This is a genomic window from Mycobacterium sp. 852002-10029_SCH5224772 (assembly GCF_001667315.1).
Lineage (GTDB): Bacteria > Actinomycetota > Actinomycetes > Mycobacteriales > Mycobacteriaceae > Mycobacterium.
In genome coordinates this window covers 106,189-122,338 of record NZ_LZHT01000003.1, presented here as the reverse complement: position 1 = coordinate 122,338, position 16,150 = coordinate 106,189, and the positions used below count along the sequence as shown (strand labels likewise).

Annotated in this window: 12 protein-coding genes; 8 read left to right on the top strand and 4 right to left on the bottom strand. The window is 70.0% G+C overall.

The window, feature by feature from the left end; genetic code table 11:
* Positions 1-98 precede the first annotated feature (98 nt).
* Positions 99-578 (bottom strand): gamma-glutamylcyclotransferase, encoded by a 480-nt coding sequence (locus A5775_RS00575; protein ID WP_067245640.1) that lies wholly within the window; start codon positions 576-578, stop codon positions 99-101.
* A 75-nt stretch (positions 579-653) separates the two neighbouring features.
* Between A5775_RS00575 and A5775_RS00570 the strand changes: the two genes are divergently transcribed.
* The 7 genes from A5775_RS00570 (at position 654) to A5775_RS00540 (ending at position 8,762) form a co-directional block, all read left to right on the top strand.
* A complete protein-coding gene (locus A5775_RS00570; protein ID WP_067245636.1) occupies positions 654-2,078 on the top strand; it encodes an NAD(P)H-quinone dehydrogenase in 1,425 nt (474 codons plus the stop codon).
* 130 nt (positions 2,079-2,208) lie between these two features.
* Positions 2,209-3,963 (top strand): glycerol-3-phosphate dehydrogenase/oxidase, encoded by a 1,755-nt coding sequence (locus tag A5775_RS00565; protein ID WP_067245633.1) that lies wholly within the window; start codon positions 2,209-2,211, stop codon positions 3,961-3,963.
* Positions 3,960-4,820, top strand: a complete 861-nt coding sequence (locus A5775_RS00560; protein ID WP_082952820.1) for a pseudouridine synthase — start codon at positions 3,960-3,962, stop codon at positions 4,818-4,820. Before A5775_RS00565 ends, A5775_RS00560 begins: the two co-directional genes overlap by 4 nt.
* Positions 4,821-4,970: 150 nt before the next feature.
* Positions 4,971-5,258, top strand: a complete 288-nt coding sequence (locus A5775_RS00555; RefSeq protein WP_067245626.1) for a hypothetical protein — start codon at positions 4,971-4,973, stop codon at positions 5,256-5,258.
* A gap of 49 nt (positions 5,259-5,307) precedes the next feature.
* Positions 5,308-6,114, top strand: a complete 807-nt coding sequence (locus A5775_RS00550) for an MBL fold metallo-hydrolase (RefSeq protein WP_067245622.1) — start codon at positions 5,308-5,310, stop codon at positions 6,112-6,114.
* Between the two features lie 223 nt (positions 6,115-6,337).
* A complete protein-coding gene (locus A5775_RS00545; protein WP_067245619.1) occupies positions 6,338-7,474 on the top strand; it encodes a PPE family protein in 1,137 nt (378 codons plus the stop codon).
* Between the two features lie 136 nt (positions 7,475-7,610).
* Positions 7,611-8,762, top strand: a complete 1,152-nt coding sequence (locus A5775_RS00540) for a PPE family protein (protein ID WP_067245616.1) — start codon at positions 7,611-7,613, stop codon at positions 8,760-8,762.
* A 515-nt stretch (positions 8,763-9,277) separates the two neighbouring features.
* Here the strand turns inward: A5775_RS00540 and A5775_RS00535 are convergent.
* On the bottom strand, positions 9,278-9,637 hold the full coding sequence (locus tag A5775_RS00535; RefSeq protein WP_067245613.1) for a DUF732 domain-containing protein: 360 nt from the start codon (positions 9,635-9,637) through the stop codon (positions 9,278-9,280).
* Positions 9,638-9,828: 191 nt separating this feature from the next.
* Here A5775_RS00535 and A5775_RS00530 point away from each other — a divergent pair, with 191 nt between their 5' ends.
* Positions 9,829-10,746 carry a PHB depolymerase family esterase gene (locus A5775_RS00530; protein WP_067245609.1) on the top strand — a complete coding sequence of 306 codons (918 nt, stop codon included), beginning with the start codon at positions 9,829-9,831 and terminating at the stop codon, positions 10,744-10,746.
* Here the strand turns inward: A5775_RS00530 and nei2 are convergent.
* Positions 10,743-11,498 (bottom strand): endonuclease VIII Nei2, encoded by a 756-nt coding sequence (nei2, locus tag A5775_RS00525; protein ID WP_067245605.1) that lies wholly within the window; start codon positions 11,496-11,498, stop codon positions 10,743-10,745. The two genes, A5775_RS00530 and nei2, sit on opposite strands and share 4 nt — an antisense overlap.
* A 1-nt stretch (position 11,499) precedes the next feature.
* A complete protein-coding gene (locus A5775_RS00520) occupies positions 11,500-16,116 on the bottom strand; it encodes an ATP-dependent helicase (protein ID WP_067245602.1) in 4,617 nt (1,538 codons plus the stop codon).
* Positions 16,117-16,150 lie beyond the last annotated feature (34 nt).

The following is a 16,150-nucleotide window of genomic DNA, read 5'->3' as shown; positions in this document are numbered from 1 at the left end:
AGTCGAATTTCCTTCCTGGGGAGCGGCGCGCCCCGCATTGGGGCGCACATCGTCGGTCTGTCTGTCTACACTCCCGATCGCCGGCAGGCGAATGATTTTCAGGCGCTGGTCCCCGGGCCGATGTTGCGGGCCGGCCGCGTGCGCAAGCTGTGCACGTAATCGCTTGGCGCTCCGGCGATTTCGGCGGCATCCGCCATGACTCCGAGGTATCGGGCCGACGGCAGTCCGCCCTCCCACGCGTCCAGGACGTACAGCCACGCCAACACCGGGTCGGTGGTGGTGTCCGACGAGATGCGCTCGACCCGGCAGCGGATCTTCTGGTGGACCCCGAACTCCGAGCCCTCCCAGCGGTCCAGGTTGAGCTCGTCTGCCGGGGTCATGTCGTAAAGAACGACGAACACCTTCGAGCCCGGATCCTCGACGACGGTGGCCAGCGCGCCCTCCCAGCCGATGTCCTCGCCGCCAAACGTCAACCGCCACCCGTGCAGCCAGCCCGTTCCGGCCATCGGCGAATGGGGTGCACGCTTCAGCATCTGCTCGGGATCCATGTTCGACCCGTACGCGGCGTAGAGCGGCACGGGGAAAGCTTAGACGGCCGGGCTGGCCCGGTCTGCCCCTGAGCGTTTCGCAGCCGGCTTCGTTAGGTTGGGGCTGTGGCGACCCGCATCGTGATCCTCGGTGGCGGCCCGGCCGGTTACGAAGCCGCGCTGGTGGCCGCCACGCTGCGCCCAGAACATCCCGACGCCGCCCACGTGACCGTCATCGACTCCGAGGGCATCGGCGGGGCGGCCGTCCTGGACGACTGCGTGCCGTCCAAGACGTTCATCGCCTCGACCTGGCTGCGTACCGAGCTGCGCCGGGCGCCGCGGCTGGGGTTCGAGATCGACATCGACGACGCCAAGCTGTCGCTGCCGCAGATCCACGCCCGGGTCAAGCAACTGGCCACCGACCAGTCGGCCGACATCACCGACCAGCTGCTCGGCGTGGGCGTGCACGTGGTGGCCGGCCGCGGCGAGCTGATCGACCCCACGCCCGGACTGGCCCGCCACAACATCAAGGCGACCCATTCCGACGGCACCACCAGCGAGTACGAGGCCGACGTCGTGCTGATCGCCACCGGCGCCAGCCCCCGGGTGCTGCCGTCGGCCCAGCCCGACGGCGAGCGCATCCTGACCTGGCGCCAGCTCTACGACCTGGACGCGCTGCCCGAGCACCTCATCGTGGTCGGGTCGGGGGTGACCGGCGCCGAATTCGTGCACGCCTACACCGAATTGGGCGTGCCGGTGACGGTGGTCGCCAGCCGCGACCGGGTGCTGCCCTACGAGGACGCCGATGCCGCCCGGGTGCTGGAGGCGGCATTCTCCGAGCGCGGCGTGAAGTTGGTGAAGAACGCCCGCGCCGCGTCGGTCATCCGCACCGAGGACGGGGTGCTGGTGACCCTGACCGACGGGCGCACCGTGGAGGGCAGCCACGCCCTGATGACCATCGGGTCGGTGCCCAACACCGACGGACTGGGCCTGGAGCGGGTCGGCATCGAGTTGCGCCGCGGCGGCTACCTGACCGTGGACCGGGTGTCGCGGACCTCGGTGGCCGGCATCTACGCCGCTGGGGACTGCACCGGCCTGCTGCCGCTGGCCTCCGTCGCCGCCATGCAGGGCCGCATCGCGATGTATCACGCGCTGGGCGAGGGCGTCAGTCCGATCCGGTTGCGCACGGTGGCGGCGACGGTGTTCACCAGGCCCGAGATCGCCGCCGTCGGTGTGCCGCAAACGATGATCGACGACGGTTCGGTATCGGCACGCACGATCATGCTCCCGTTGCGCACCAACGCGCGGGCAAAGATGTCGGGTTTGCGGCAGGGCTTCGTCAAGATGTTCTGCCGCAAGTCCACCGGTGTGGTCATCGGCGGCGTGGTGGTGGCGCCGATCGCCTCCGAGCTGATCCTGCCGATCGCCGTGGCCGTGCAGAACCGCATCACCGTCAACGAGCTGGCGCAGACGCTCGCGGTGTACCCGTCGTTGTCCGGCTCGATCACCGAGGCGGCGCGACGGCTGATGGCGCACGACGATCTGGACTAGCGGGTCGCCACCATTTGGGACCAGCGGTGTCCGCTGACCAACGGGGTCGCCTGTGAACCGCTAGCCTTGGTGCAGCGCGTCCCTACTGACGAGTAACCGACGGGAGTTTCTTCAGTGAGGAGTCCAGGTCGTGCCTGATCCGATCCACGCGTCCACCCAGCGAAGCTCGGCGGTGTCCGTGCTGGGGCCGGAGCAGCGCCGGGCGGCCTGGGAACGGCTCGGCGCCGAGCAGTTCGACGTGGTGGTGGTCGGCGGCGGCGTGGTGGGTTCGGGCTGCGCGCTGGACGCCGCGACCCGCGGGCTCAAAGTGGCGCTGGTGGAAGCGCGCGACTTCGCCTCGGGCACCTCGAGCCGCTCGTCGAAGATGTTCCACGGCGGCCTGCGTTACCTCGAGCAACTGGAGTTCGGCCTGGTGCGCGAGGCGCTCTACGAACGTGAGCTGTCGCTGACCACGCTGGCGCCGCACCTGGTCAAGCCGATGCCGTTCTTGTTCCCGCTGACCAATCGCGTGTGGGAGCGCCCGTACATCGCCGCCGGCATTTTTCTCTACGACAGGCTGGGCGGCTCGAAATCGGTTCCGGCGCAAAAGCATTTGACCCGCGCCGGCGCCTTGCGGTTGAGCCCGGGCCTCAAGCGCAGCTCGTTGATCGGTGGAATCCGTTACTACGACACGATTGTCGACGACGCCCGGCACACCATGACCGTCGCGCGCACCGCCGCGCACTACGGCGTGGTGGTGCGGACCTCCACCCAGGTTGTCGCGCTGCTGCGCGAGGGCGATCGGGTGACGGGGGTGCGGGTCCGCGACTCCGAGGACGGTGCGATCACCGAAGTCCGGGGCCACGTCGTGGTCAACGCGACCGGGGTGTGGACCGACGAGATCCAGGCATTGTCCAAGCAGCGCGGGCGATTTCAGGTGCGGGCCTCCAAGGGCGTGCACGTGGTGGTGCCGCGCGACCGCATCGTCAGCGACGTCGCGCTCATCCTGCGCACCGAGAAGTCGGTGATGTTCGTCATCCCGTGGGGGAGCCACTGGATCATCGGAACCACCGACACCGACTGGGATCTCGATCTGGCCCACCCCGCGGCCACCAAGGCCGACATCGACTACATCCTGCAGACCGTCAACACGGTGCTGGCCATCCCGCTGACCCACGCCGACATCGACGGGGTGTACGCGGGGCTGCGGCCGCTGCTGGCCGGGGAGAGCGAGGAAACCTCGAAGCTGTCCCGCGAGCACGCCGTGGCGGTGCCCGCGCCGGGCCTGGTGGCCATCGCCGGCGGGAAGTACACCACCTACCGGGTGATGGCCGCGGACGCGATTGACGCTGCGGCCCAATTCATTCCGGCCCGAGTGGCGCCGTCGATCACCGAGAAGGTCAGCCTGTTGGGCGCCGACGGCTATTTCGCGCTCATCAATCAGGCCGAGCACGTCGCCGAGCTGCAGGGGTTGCATCCCTACCGGGTGCGCCATCTACTGGACCGCTACGGGTCGCTCATCGGTGACGTGCTGGCGCTGGCGGGCGACAGCCCCGACCTGCTCAACCCGATCAAGGAGGCGCCGGGCTACCTGAGGGTCGAGGCGCTGTACGCCGTGACCGCGGAGGGGGCCTTGCACCTGGAGGACATCCTGGCCCGCCGGATGCGCGTCTCCATCGAATACGCGCACCGCGGCGTCGACTGCGCCCGCGAGGTCGCGGATGTGGTTGCGCCGGTGCTGGGTTGGTCCGCCGCGGACATCGACCGTGAGGTCGCCAACTACACCGCGCGGGTGGAGGCCGAGGTGCTGTCCCAGGCCCAGCCCGACGACGTGTCGGCGGACGAGTTGCGGGCCAGCGCGCCCGAGGCGCGCTCCGAGATCCTCGAGCCGGTCCCGCTCAATTGAGGCCCGCCCCGCTTCCCGTGCGTGACGGACTCGGCCCGGCGCGAGTACGGCTGTGGGGCGGACCGGTGCTGGCCGAGCTGACCGACCGGTTCGGCGCGCGGGCCCGCGCCAAGGTGCTGGCCGGGGAGGTGGTGGGTGCCGACGGCGCGGTGATCGATGACGCCACCGTGCTGCCCGCTGGGGCGAGCGTCTATCTCTACCGCGAACTGCCCGACGAAGTTCCCGTGCCTTTCGACATCCCGGTGCTGTATCGCGACGACGACATCGTGCTCGTCGACAAGCCACACTTTCTGGCCACCATGCCGCGGGGCCGGCACGTCGCGCAGACCGCGCTGGTGCGGCTGCGCCAGCAGCTGGCGCTACCCGAGCTGAGCCCGGCGCACCGGCTGGACCGGCTGACCGCCGGGGTGCTGCTGCTCACCGCGCGCCGTGAGGCGCGCGGCGCGTTCCAGACGCTGTTCTCGCGGGGGCTTGTCCACAAGACGTATCTGGCCCGCGCGGCGGTCGACCCGGCGCTGCAGTTGCCCCGCGTGGTGACAAGCCGCATCGTCAAGCGCCGGGGTCATCTACAGGCGGTCTGCGAGCCGGGCGCGCCCAACGCCGAGACGTTGGTGGAGCTGGTGTCGGCGGATGGCCTCTACCGGCTGACCCCGCGCACCGGACGCACCCACCAGCTGCGCGTGCACATGGCCTCGCTGGGGATACCGATCGAGGGTGATCCGTTGTACCCCAACGTGCTTGACGTTGCAGCCGACGACTTCAGCACGCCGCTGCGGTTGCTGGCGCAGCGCATCGAGTTCACCGATCCGCGCACCGGCGAGCGCCGCGAGTTCGTCAGCCGCCGAGTCAAGCCATGAGTGGTTGGTTGCCCTGAGTTGCGGTTCCCTACGGCCAGGCGCACTACCGCCGCGTCTCCAAGGCGGACCGCACCCTGCGCCGATCCGTACGCAAAACACGCGTGTACGCGGTAGCGTCTTGTCTGCCGGTTGGGTCGTCGGGAGGCAACCATGAAGCGCGGCATCGTCGGAGGAATGGCCGCCCTGCTGGTGGCCGCCGGGCTGATCGCCTCGGCGCCGCCGGCCGGGGCCGGTTGCCAGTACGGGGGCCCCGTTCTCAGCAAGTGCGACGGGCCCGTCCAGCCCGACGGCACCTGGCAGCGTTGCGTGGCGGTCACCCGCCTGATTCCCAACGGCGCCAGTTCCTACCTGGTTCCCGACGGGCACTGCGACGTGATGGGTCCCGACCAGCGCCCGCCGGATTTCGCGTTCGCCGACCCGCCGACGCACATCGACTGAGCCGGGAACCGTCCGGCATGGACGCCCCCGGATCGGGTAGCCCGCGCATATGGACATCACCGTCACGTTCGTCGGCAACGCCACCACGCTGATCTCCGTTGGCGGGGTGACGCTGCTGACCGACCCGAATTTCCTGCACCGGGGCCAACGCGCCTACCTCGGCCACGGGCTGGTGTCCAAGCGGCTCGAAGAGCCGGCGTTAAGCATCGACGAACTTCCTCCGATTGACGCGATCGTGCTCTCCCACCTGCACGGCGATCACTGGGACAGGGTCTCGCAAAAGGGCCTCGACCACGGCCTTCCCGTCGTCACCACCCCGCACGCCGCCACCCGGCTGCACCGCCGCGGCTTCGCGCACGCACACGGCCTGCGGACCTGGCAACAGCACACGATCGCCAAGGGCGACACCACCTTGACCCTCACATCGCTGCCCGGGCGCCACGCGCCAGGGTGGAGCCAGCGCCTGCTTCCGCCGGTGATGGGCACCATGCTCGAGGTCGCCGCGGCCGACGGCTCGCCGCGGCGCCGGCTCTACATCTCCGGGGACACCCTGCTGATCGAGGAGCTGAAACAGATCCCGGCGCGGTTCGAGTCGATCGACGTGGGCATGCTGCACCTCGGCGGCACGCGGCTGCCGGCCGGCCGGCGGCTTCCGTTCGGGCTGACCGTAACCATGGACGGTCGCCAGGGGGCCGAACTCGTCGCGATGCTGAGGCTGCCGAAGACCATCCCGGTGCACTTCGATGACTACGCGGTGTTTGCATCGCCCCTGGCCGACTTCACCCGGGAAATGCAACGCCGCGGGCTGGGCGACCGGATCGTCACGGTGAACCGCGGCGCCTCGGTCACCGTCTGATAGAAGGCCCCTCTCCCATTGAGGGGCGGGCCGAAGTTCCCTGGTCAATTAAATGGGAGAGGAGCGCGTTGCTGGGGGTATAGGGTGTCCTAGCGGCCCGCAGTCGAACTGGGAGGTACCGACCGCAGGTAGCAGGCATCGATGCAGAGAGTTTGGGGCGTTTTCGCGGCCTGGTTAACGGAAATTTGCTGAGGCGTTCTCAGCGTGGGCATTGTGAGATGTGATGGATCTACTGGCACCCCCCGAGGTCACCTCGACACTCATCCACACCGGGCCCGGAGCGGGCTCGCTGATCGAGGCCGCCGGCGCCTGGCAGCGCCTGGCCGTCGAACTGGAGAATTCGGTCTCCACCTATGCCTCCACGTTGTCGTCGCTCATCGAGTCCTGGGACGGCCCGTCCGCGATGGCGATGCTGCAGTCCATCCAGCCCTATCTAATGTGGCTGCGCGAGACCGCGCTGCAGTCCGCCCAGATGGCCAGCTCGGCGGAGGCCGCGGCCGCGGCGTTCAGCGCCACCCGGTCCACCGTGGTTCATCCCTCGGTTGTCAGCGCCAACCGGACGCGCCTGCGGCAGCTGCTTGCCGCCAACCGGTTCGGGACCAACACGGCGGCGATCGCCGAGACCGAAACCGAATACCAGACCATGTGGGCGAACAACGCCGCGGCGATGACCCGCTATCAGGCGACGACGTCGCAGGCGACGGGGCAGCTGTCCCGGTTCACTTCGCCGGTTCCCGACACCACTCCGGACGGGACGGCCAACCAAGAGGCCGCGGTGATGAAGGCTGAAGCAGACGCCGCGGACTCGGGTGGGTCGAACCTAGAAGACGCCCTCAACGGCGTTGGCGGGTTCGATCCCAACAGCGGCTGGTTCGGCTGGCTCAGCACCTGGGGAAACCAGGAGATCTCGTCCGGCTTCCCCGTCAACATGCTCGGCGTGTGGGCGCAGTTGGCGACCGCCCAAGGGGTCGCGTCCGTCGGCGGCGACATCGGCTCGGGCCTCTCGGAGGGCCTGGGATTGTCCTCGGCCACGCTGGCCAACGCGATCAAGGGCATCGGCGCGGGAGCGTCGGCGCCGACGGGGGCGTTGGGTGTCGGCGTTTCGCTGGGCAAGTTGACCGCGCCCCCCGCCGTGGTGGGGCTGCTGCCGGGCACGCAAACCGGGGTGCAACTCGCGTCCGCGGCGTCCCCGCTGCCCGCCGCGGAAACAGGATTCCCCATGATGCCGATGATGGTGCCGCCGCCGAGCGCCTCGGCGGGCACCGGCTGGCGAAAACGTAAGCAGCAAAAGTACGAGGACGCCGCCGTTGGCCGGGAGGTCAAAGGCAAAGTGATGCCTCGAAATCCGTCGGCCGGATGACATTGACGTTGGCGCCGCACGCCTACGGGCGCCGCTCGCATCCACCGGGTCTGTCGGGTCTGTCCAAGGCGACCAGCACCAGCGCCGACGCGCGGCGTTCGCCCCACCCACTTCTTCTTCCCCAAGGTAAAAGTTCATGGATTTTGGGATACTGCCGCCCGAGATCATCTCGGCGCTGATCCACTCCGGACCCGGCGCTTGGTCATTGATCGAAGCCGCGGGCTTCTGGCAGGAATTGAGCGCGGAGCTGGAGCAATCGGCCAGCAGCTATACCGCGGAGCTGTCGTGGCTGTCCACGACGTGGCACGGTCCGTCGTCGATGGCGATGGCCCAGGCGCTGGAGCCCTATCTCGCCTGGCTGCGTCTCACCGCGCAGCAGTGCCAGCAGACCGCCGCGTCGGTGGAAGTCGTCGCCGCCGCATTCGAATGGACCCACTGGACGGTGGTTCATCCCTCGCTGGTCGCCGCCAACCGGGCGCGCCTGGCGATGTTGTTGGCCACCAACTTCTTCGGGATCAACTACCCGGCCATCGCCGAAACCGAAGCCGAGTACCACACCATGTGGGTGAACAACTCGGCCGCCATGTATCGCTACGCCGCGACCTCGGCGGGCGCCGTCAAACTGCCCCAGTTCTCACCGCCACCCCAGGTGGCCAACCCCTCGGCGGTGCCGACACAGGCCGCTATGGTGCACGCGACGACCACGAGCAATTCCGGGGCGCAAATCCTGGCCGCGGATTCGGTGGTCGGTCAAGGGGCCACCGCCGCAGACGCTTTCGACCCCAACGACGGTTGGTTCGGGTATTGGAGCACCTGGGGAAACCAATTTATCGCCGGCGGGGTACCCGTCAACATCCTCGGTGTGTGGGCACAATTGGCCACCGCCAACGCGTTCCGGTCGCTGGGCGCCGACATCGCCCCGGGTTTGGCCGACGGCGCCGCCGCGCTGGCGTCGGCGGAGACGCGACTCGTCAGCGCGGTCGGTGCCGCGGGATCGTCGTTGGCGCCCCGGGGGGCGCTGGGTATCGGAATTTCGCTGGGCCACCTGACCATGCCGCCCGCGACGGTGGGAATGCTGGGGACTTCGCAAGCGCCGGTGCAACTCGCCTCGGCGGTGTCCGCCCTTCCCCCGGGCGGCGCGCAGCCGCCGATGCTTCCAATGGCCCCAATGCGCCCGGGCCGGAGTTCGAGCGGCGGGCGTCGGCGTAACGGCCGCGACTACGACGACATCGAGTACGGCGCGGAGCTTCCGGGCACGGTGATGCACCGGCCGCCGTCGGCGGGCTGAGAAGATCGCGACGCGGTCAGTTCGATTCAGCACCACCGCGTTTCGGAGGGCATCGACCGACCGCGATCGTGGCCTTTACGGGCAGAACATTCCCCACCCGGGCTTCGATACGGCGCCCGGATGCGCGGCCGCCACCAGCGCGATACTCGTTCTGAAGGTGGCGGGGTCGGCAGTGTTCAACCGTCGCGATTGGCTGTCGGCGGCGGCGCGGTCACTCCGTGACGGGGGGTGATGAGGCGGAAAGTCCGTGCTGGATGCCCTGATTGATTTTGTCCCGCAGGGCCGGGCTGCCTGGCGGAGCTGACTCCGTGCAGGCGCAGCTGAGATGACTGAAGGGATTAGGGTCGGTGCTGGCCGATGCTGCGGTCCAGCCGGAAGCGCCAAGAACGATGGCAACACCCGCAACACCGACCAAAAGTTTCGGAATCATTTTGGCCTTGTGCTTGTCACATTAGTTTCGGATGTTCCAACTTTAGCCGCGAATCCGTCACCAGTCTGTCAACCGGCTGTAAATTTCAGGACCCAGATGCCGCCGTCGCGTACTTCGGGCAGTACGCCTTGATGCTGACGCCGACGAAGTAACCGGCGTGATAGCTGTCCAGCGAACTGCTGGACAGCACGTTGTTGGCGACCTGTTCCGGCGTCTGACCCGAATCGAGTTCGTGGCACACGGTGTGACCGGAGTTGACCGCGGCGTCGGGCGACTCGTAGTTGATCCCCTTGGCTTTCAGCGCGGCGAGGAACGCATCATCGGCCGAGGTGGCGTGCGCGGTTGCCGATGTGGCGATGGTGCCGAGTAGCCCGGCCACCGGCACGACGCCGATAGCCAAGAGCGAACGCGCCCGGCTGGGCTTGCGAATCTGGGTGCTCGTCATTTGTGATACTCCCGTGGAACAGAAGTGCCGAAGCTTGCTGAAGGCGGGGCTAGTTGGAATGCTCGCACGCCGCAGCGCCACCCGATGGGGGATCGCCGATAATGCGGTCCGTGCCACACCAACGTTTGCTCTGTCTTCGCCGGCGCGTTACCCACATGTCCTCGACGCTGTGTCGTCGGTGACCTGACGACATGCCGTACACCCGATGGCTGTGGCTCGCTGTGGTGGCGATATGTGTGGCCGGCTGCGGCGTGCGGCACGTGTCGGCGGCAAGCGCCCGAGACGTGCCCGGTACGTTCCGAAGCGGCGGCATGGACCGAACCTACATGTTGCACGTCCCGGCGGGCGACCCCGTCGGTCTGGTGCTCAGTTTGCACGGCGGCGGTGGAACCGGGATCGCGCAGCGCGCGCTGACGGGTTTCAACTCCGTTGCTGACGCCCACGACCTGCTGGTGGTCTACCCCGACGGCTACGACAAGAGCTGGGCCGACGGGCGCGGGGCGTCGCCCGCCGATCGCCGCCGCATCGACGACGTGGCCTTCCTCGTCGGGCTGGTCGGCAAGCTGCAAAACGACTACAACGTCGCCCCCGGCCACGTTTTCGTCACCGGGATGTCCAACGGCGGCTTCATGTCCAACCGGCTGGCCTGCGACCGGGCCGACGTCTTCGCCGCGGCGGCGCCGGTGGCCGGCACCCTGGGCGTGGGCGTGGCCTGCAACCCGTCGCGGCCGGTGTCGGTGTGGGAAGCCCACGGCACCGCCGACCCGCTGGTGCCGTTCAAGGGTGGGGCGGTGCGCGGTCGCGGCGGGCTCAGCCATTCGATCTCGGCGGATGCCATGGTGGCGAAGTGGCGCTCGGTGGACGGATGCGCCGGCGATCCGTCGATGGAGGTGCTGCCCGATGTCCGGGACGGCACCGTCGTCCGCCGGTTTGTCTCCGCGGCGTGTTCGGCGCCCACCGAGGTGGTCTTCTACAAGGTCGACAAGGGCGGGCACACCTGGCCGGGCGGCAAGCAATACCTGCCCGCGGCCGTCATCGGACCTACCACGCACGCGCTTGACGGGTCGGAAGCCATCGCCCAGTTTTTCCTCGCGCACGCACGGGACTAGCGCTGACACGACGGGCACCAATAGGTGACCCGCTGCCCGGAGTCGTCGACCTCGATCGGAGTGCCGCAACGACGGCACCCCCGCCCGGCCCGACCGTAGACCCAGAGCTGGCGCCCGCTGCGGGTGTCGCCGGTGGTGCACCGGTTCCAGCGGAAACGATTGAGCCAGAGCATGTCCCGGGCGCGGACGACCAAGCGGTGCGGATCCGCGATGTCGCTCACCGGCGCGGTGGGCAGATGCCCGCTGACGAAACACAGCTCGTTGCAATAGACGTTGCCGATCCCGGCCAGCACCCGCTGGTCCAGAAGCGCCTCGGCGATCGGCCTGTCCGGGACGCCCGCAAGGTTGGCGGCGGCACGTGCGGGGTCCCAATCCGCGCCCAGCAGATCGGGTCCCAAATGCGCGACGGCGTCGCCGTCCCGGTCACGATCCAGGATCTCCAGCACTCCCAGGTCGACGCCGACCGCCCGGGCGGTGTTGGTCTCCAAGACGATGCGCGCCCGGTGGTCCACCCGTACCGGGTGCTCGCTGACCCGCCAGCTGCCCTCCATCTTCAGGTGCGAGTGAATGCTGGCCTTCCCCACCCGGATGAACAGATGCTTGCCGCGGCTGACGACCTCGTCGACCACCTGCCCGGTGAGGTCGACGGTGGCGAACCGCGGCACCCGAACGTCGCAGCGGGTCAGTGTCTCGCCGAGCAGGTGCTCGCGCAGCACGGCGGCGGTGTGCCAGACGGTGTCACCTTCGGGCATCTCAACGCAGCCGCATTCCGCGTGGCGTCGTGTGGAATCCGGCTTCGGCGAGCGCGCTGAGGGGACCGGGTGTGTCCGCGCGGGGCGCGAGGGCCGGCGCCCCGTCGATGCGTTCCACCAGCATCCCCGCGACCCGGTGGGAGGCCACCAGGTCGGCCAGCGCCGTCGCCGCCGCCTGATGGGCCGCGGGATCGTCGGTGAACGTCAGCAGTGAGCGTCCGCCGCGCTCTGAGAACCAGGCCAGCTCCCCGTCGACCAGGACGACGAGCGCGCCCGCCTTGCGGCCCGGGCGGGCGCCCTCGCCGCTGGCGGCGGGCCAGGGCAGCGTCGCGCCGTACGGATTGGCCGGGTCCGCGGCGGCCAGCGCGACCGCGCGGTACTCCGGCCGTTCCGGGTCGACCCCCTCGCTGAAGGCGCGCAGCCGATCGACCGTCGACGCGACGGCGAACTGCGCCCCGCCCAGCGACTCGATGAAGTAGCCGCGCTGGGCCCGGCCCGCGTCCTCAAAGGTGCTCAGCACCTTGTACAGGGTGGCGAACCCGCCGGGGACGCCCTCGGCGGTCACCGCGCCCCGGGTGAGTACGCCGTGGCGGGCCAACAACAGTTCCGCCTGGTAGTGGGCGCGCAGCGTCGAATCCGGCTCGGGGGCGGGCAGGATCGACCATCGGCCGGCCACGGTCGGATCGGCGGGCCGGGCCTGCGCATGCGCGACGCTGTACCGGCTCAGCCGCGGCGGGCGCTGCGACCGGTGCGCCGGGGCGGAGGGTCGCGCGCGCTTGCGGGCGCCGCCGGCGCCGCCGAGGACGGCGCGCACCGGGGCGAACGTGTCGCCGGTGATCCAGCCCGCCCAGATCAGTTCCCACAGAGCGGCTTTGAGCGCGGCGTCGGCGAACCCGCTCTGCGCGAGTTGACGGAAGAAGTAGGCGCCTCCCCCGGCCAGCGTGTCCAGGATGGCGCGGTGCGCGTCGCCCAGGTCGATGTCGGCGGGCCCGGCCAGTGTCAGAGGCGCGGATTCGCCGGCGTGCAACGCGATCCAGCCGTCGCTACTCGAGATCGACCCGGCACCCGACCAGGTGACCTCGCCGGTCGCGAGCAGTTCGTCGAGCAGCGCGGGGGAGTAGTCGCGGACCCGCGGCCCCAGCACCAGCGGCTCGATCGCCGACGCGGGCATCCGCACACCGGCCAGCTGATCGATCACCGACATCAGCCCGTCCAGTCCGGAAAGGCCCGGGGCGCGTGAGGATTCGGCCCCCACGTGATGCCAGGCCGGCAGGAATCGCCCGTACGCGGCGGTACTGACCGGCTCGACCTGGGCCCGCAGCGCCGCCAGCGACCGCCGACGCAGGATGCGCAACACGTCGGCGTCGCACCACTGCTCGGCCCCCGCGACACCGGCGGATGCCGCCGTGATGTCGGCCGCGACGAAGTCGCCGCGCACCAGCCGGCCGTCACCGGCCAGCCGGCCCAGGACATCGGCCGTCACCCGCAGCCCCAGGCCGAACCGGGCGGCGGCGTCGGCCGTGCTGAACGGGGTGCGGGTGCGCGCGTAGCGGCCCAGCAATTCGCCCAGCGGGTCGGCCACCTCCTCGGTGAAGGCGGCCGGCACGCCCAGCGGGACTGGGATGCCGATCCCGTCGCGCAGCCGCCCGATGTCCTCGATGGCCACCCACCAGCTGCGGCCGGCGAACGACACCGTCAGCGCGCGGCGGGCCGCGCGCAAGCCCTCCAGCCAGCCGCCCACGTCGGCGCCGCCCGCGCGGGCGGCCACCTCGTCCTCGGTCAGCGGGCCCAGCAGCCGCAGCAGGTCCGCGACGCCTTCGGCGTCGCGCGCGGCCCGTTCGGCCGAGAGGTGCTGCAGCTGGCGGCCTGTGGCGGCGATGACCTCGGGATCGAGCAGATCGCGCAGCTCGACGCGGCCCAGCAGCTCGGCGAGCAGCGTGCTGTCCAGCGAGAGCGCGGCGGCCCGGCGCTCGGCCAGCGGGCTGTCGCCTTCGTACATGAACGCGCCGACGTAGCCGAACAACAGTGAGGTGGCGAACGGTGAGGGCCGCGCGGTCTCGACTTCGAGGACCCGCACCCTGCGCTGGGCGATGCCGGTCATCAGCGCCACCAGGGCGGGCACGTCGTAGACGTCCTGCAGGCATTCGCGGATGGTCTCCAGCACCACGGGGAAGTCGGGGTACTTGCGGGCCACCTCCAGTAGCTGGGCCGCGCGCTGGCGCTGCTGCCACAGCGGCGAGCGGCGGCCGGGGTGCCGGCGCGGCAACAACAGGGCGCGGGCCGCGCACTCGCGGAACCGCGACGCGAACAGCGCCGAGCCGCCCACCTCCGCGGTGACGATCGGGTCGATCTCGTCGGCATCGAAGACGAAAAGGTCTGCGCCGGGCGGGGATTCAATCCCCGTGTCCGACGCTAAATCAGACACAGTGTCGGGCAACCGCACCACGACGCCGTCGTCGGAGGCGGTGGGTTTCTCGTCGATGCCGTAGCGTTCCCGCAGCCGCCGGCCCACCGCCAGCGCTAGCGGCCCGTTGACCGGCAGCCCGTAGGGCGAGTGCAGGATCACCCGCCAGTCCCCGAGTTCGTCACGGAACCGCTCGACCAGCAGCGTGGTGTCGGTGGGCACCACCCCGGCGGCGGTCCGCTGCTCGTCGAGTAGCCGCGCCAGGTTGTCGGTGGCGTAGGCATCGAAACCCAGTGCGGCGCAGCGTGACTCGAACGCCACCCGGGTCAGTCCGGCCAGCTCACCGGTGAACGCGCCGAGCGCGGCACCCAGCTCGGCCGGGCGGCCTACACCGTCGCCCCGCCAGAAAGGCAACCGGGCCGGCTGCCCCGGCGCGGGGATCACCAGTACCCGGTCGTGGGTGATCTCGGTGATCCGCCAGCTGGTGGCGCCCAGCGAGATGACATCACCGGGCCGTGACTCGTAGACCATCTCCTCTTCGAGTTCGCCTACCCGCGAAGGTTTTTCGGCTTCGGAGGCCAGGTACACGGTGAACAGCCCGCGGTCGGGGATGGCCCCGCCGGAGGTCACGGCCAGCCGCTGCGCGCCGGGGCGCGCAGTCAGCGTCCCGGTGTCGCGGTCGTAGACCAACCGCGGCCGCAGCTCGGCGAAATCGGTGGACGGGTACTTGCCGCTCAACAGGTCCAGGGTGGCCTCGTACACGCTGCGCGGCAACGTCGCGAACGGGGCGGCCCGGCGCACCGTGTCGAACCACCGGTCGGCGTCCAGCGGCTCCAGCGCGGCGGCGGCCACGGTCTGCTGCGCCAGGATGTCGAGCGGATTGGCGGGCACCCGCATCGTTTCGATCTGGCCCGCCAGCATGCGCTGCACGCTGACCGCGCAGCTGATCAGGTCGGTGCGGTGCTTGGGGAACAGCACCCCCCGCGAGACCTCGCCGACCTGATGTCCGGCCCGGCCGATGCGTTGCAGGCCGCTGGCCACCGACGGCGGCGCCTCCACCTGGATCACCAGGTCGACCGCACCCATGTCGATGCCCAACTCCAGGCTGGAGGTGGCCACGACCGCCTTGAGCAGCCCGCGTTTGAGGTCCTCTTCGACCAGGGCGCGTTGTTCTTTGCTGACCGAACCGTGGTGGGCGCGTGCCAGTAGCGCGTCGGCGCCGTAGGTCTGGCCCGAGCCCATGATGTGGGCCGGCGCGCCGCCTGCCACCTTCGGATTGGCGTCCGTGGACAGTTCGACCCCGCTGCGTTCGGCGTGAATCTCGTTGAGGCGGGCGGTAAGTCGCTCGGCCAGCCGCCGCGAATTGGCGAACACGATGGTCGAGTTGTGCGCCTCGATCAAGTCGACCAGGCGGTTCTCGACGTCGGGCCAGATGGTGTTGTTCGCCGGGTTGGCCATGTCGGGCACCGGCACCGCCACGGTGAGCTCGACCGTCTTGGCCGACGGCGGCGCCACGATCGTTGTCGGGGCTCCGCCGGACAGGAACCGGGCCAGCTCCTCGGGCGGTCGCACCGTCGCCGAGAGCCCGATGCGCTGGGCGGGTCTGTCCTCCCGCAGCGCATCGAGGCGCTCCAGCGACACCGCCAGGTGCGCGCCGCGCTTGCCGGCCGCGATGGCGTGGATCTCGTCGACGATCACCGTCTGCACCCCGGCCAGGGTCTCGCGGGCGGCGGAGGTGAGCATCAAGAACAGCGACTCGGGCGTGGTGATCAGCACGTCGGGGGGCCGGTTGATGAGTTGGCGACGGGCGGCGGGCGGGGTGTCCCCGGAGCGCACGCCCACGCTGATGTCCGGCGGCGCCAGGCCCCGGCGTTCGGCGATGCGGGTGAGCCCGGCCAGGGGTGTGCGCAGGTTGCGCTCGACGTCGACGGCCAGCGCCTTGAGCGGGGACACGTAGAGCACGCGGGTGCCGGGCGGGCGGATTGCGGAGCCGGCCAGGCTGTCCAAGGCCCACAGGAACGCCGCCAGCGTCTTGCCGGACCCGGTCGGGGCGATCACCAGGGTGTTATGGCCATCGGCGATGGCGTTCCAGGCGTCGGCCTGCGCGGTGGTCGGCGCGGCGAAGGTACCGGTGAACCACTCGCGGGTGATAGCGCTGAACCGGCCCAGCGGGTCGGCGGGGCCGGGTGGCCCGGGATCGGCGCGAGTGCTCACCTTTCCATGGTGCCAAGGGGGACCGACATGATGC

What these genes read in the sequence shown, in the direction of transcription:
- A5775_RS00555 (WP_067245626.1), top strand. Translation starts at nt 4,971, where the DNA reads ATGAAGCGCGGCATCGTCGGAGGAATGGCCGCCCTGCTGGTGGCCGCC.
- A5775_RS00550 (WP_067245622.1), top strand. Translation starts at nt 5,308, where the DNA reads ATGGACATCACCGTCACGTTCGTCGGCAACGCCACCACGCTGATCTCC.
- A5775_RS00545 (WP_067245619.1), top strand. Translation starts at nt 6,338, where the DNA reads ATGGATCTACTGGCACCCCCCGAGGTCACCTCGACACTCATCCACACC.
- A5775_RS00540 (WP_067245616.1), top strand. Translation starts at nt 7,611, where the DNA reads ATGGATTTTGGGATACTGCCGCCCGAGATCATCTCGGCGCTGATCCAC.
- A5775_RS00535 (WP_067245613.1), bottom strand. Translation starts at nt 9,637, where the DNA reads ATGACGAGCACCCAGATTCGCAAGCCCAGCCGGGCGCGTTCGCTCTTG.
- A5775_RS00530 (WP_067245609.1), top strand. Translation starts at nt 9,829, where the DNA reads ATGCCGTACACCCGATGGCTGTGGCTCGCTGTGGTGGCGATATGTGTG.
- nei2 (WP_067245605.1), bottom strand. Translation starts at nt 11,498, where the DNA reads ATGCCCGAAGGTGACACCGTCTGGCACACCGCCGCCGTGCTGCGCGAG.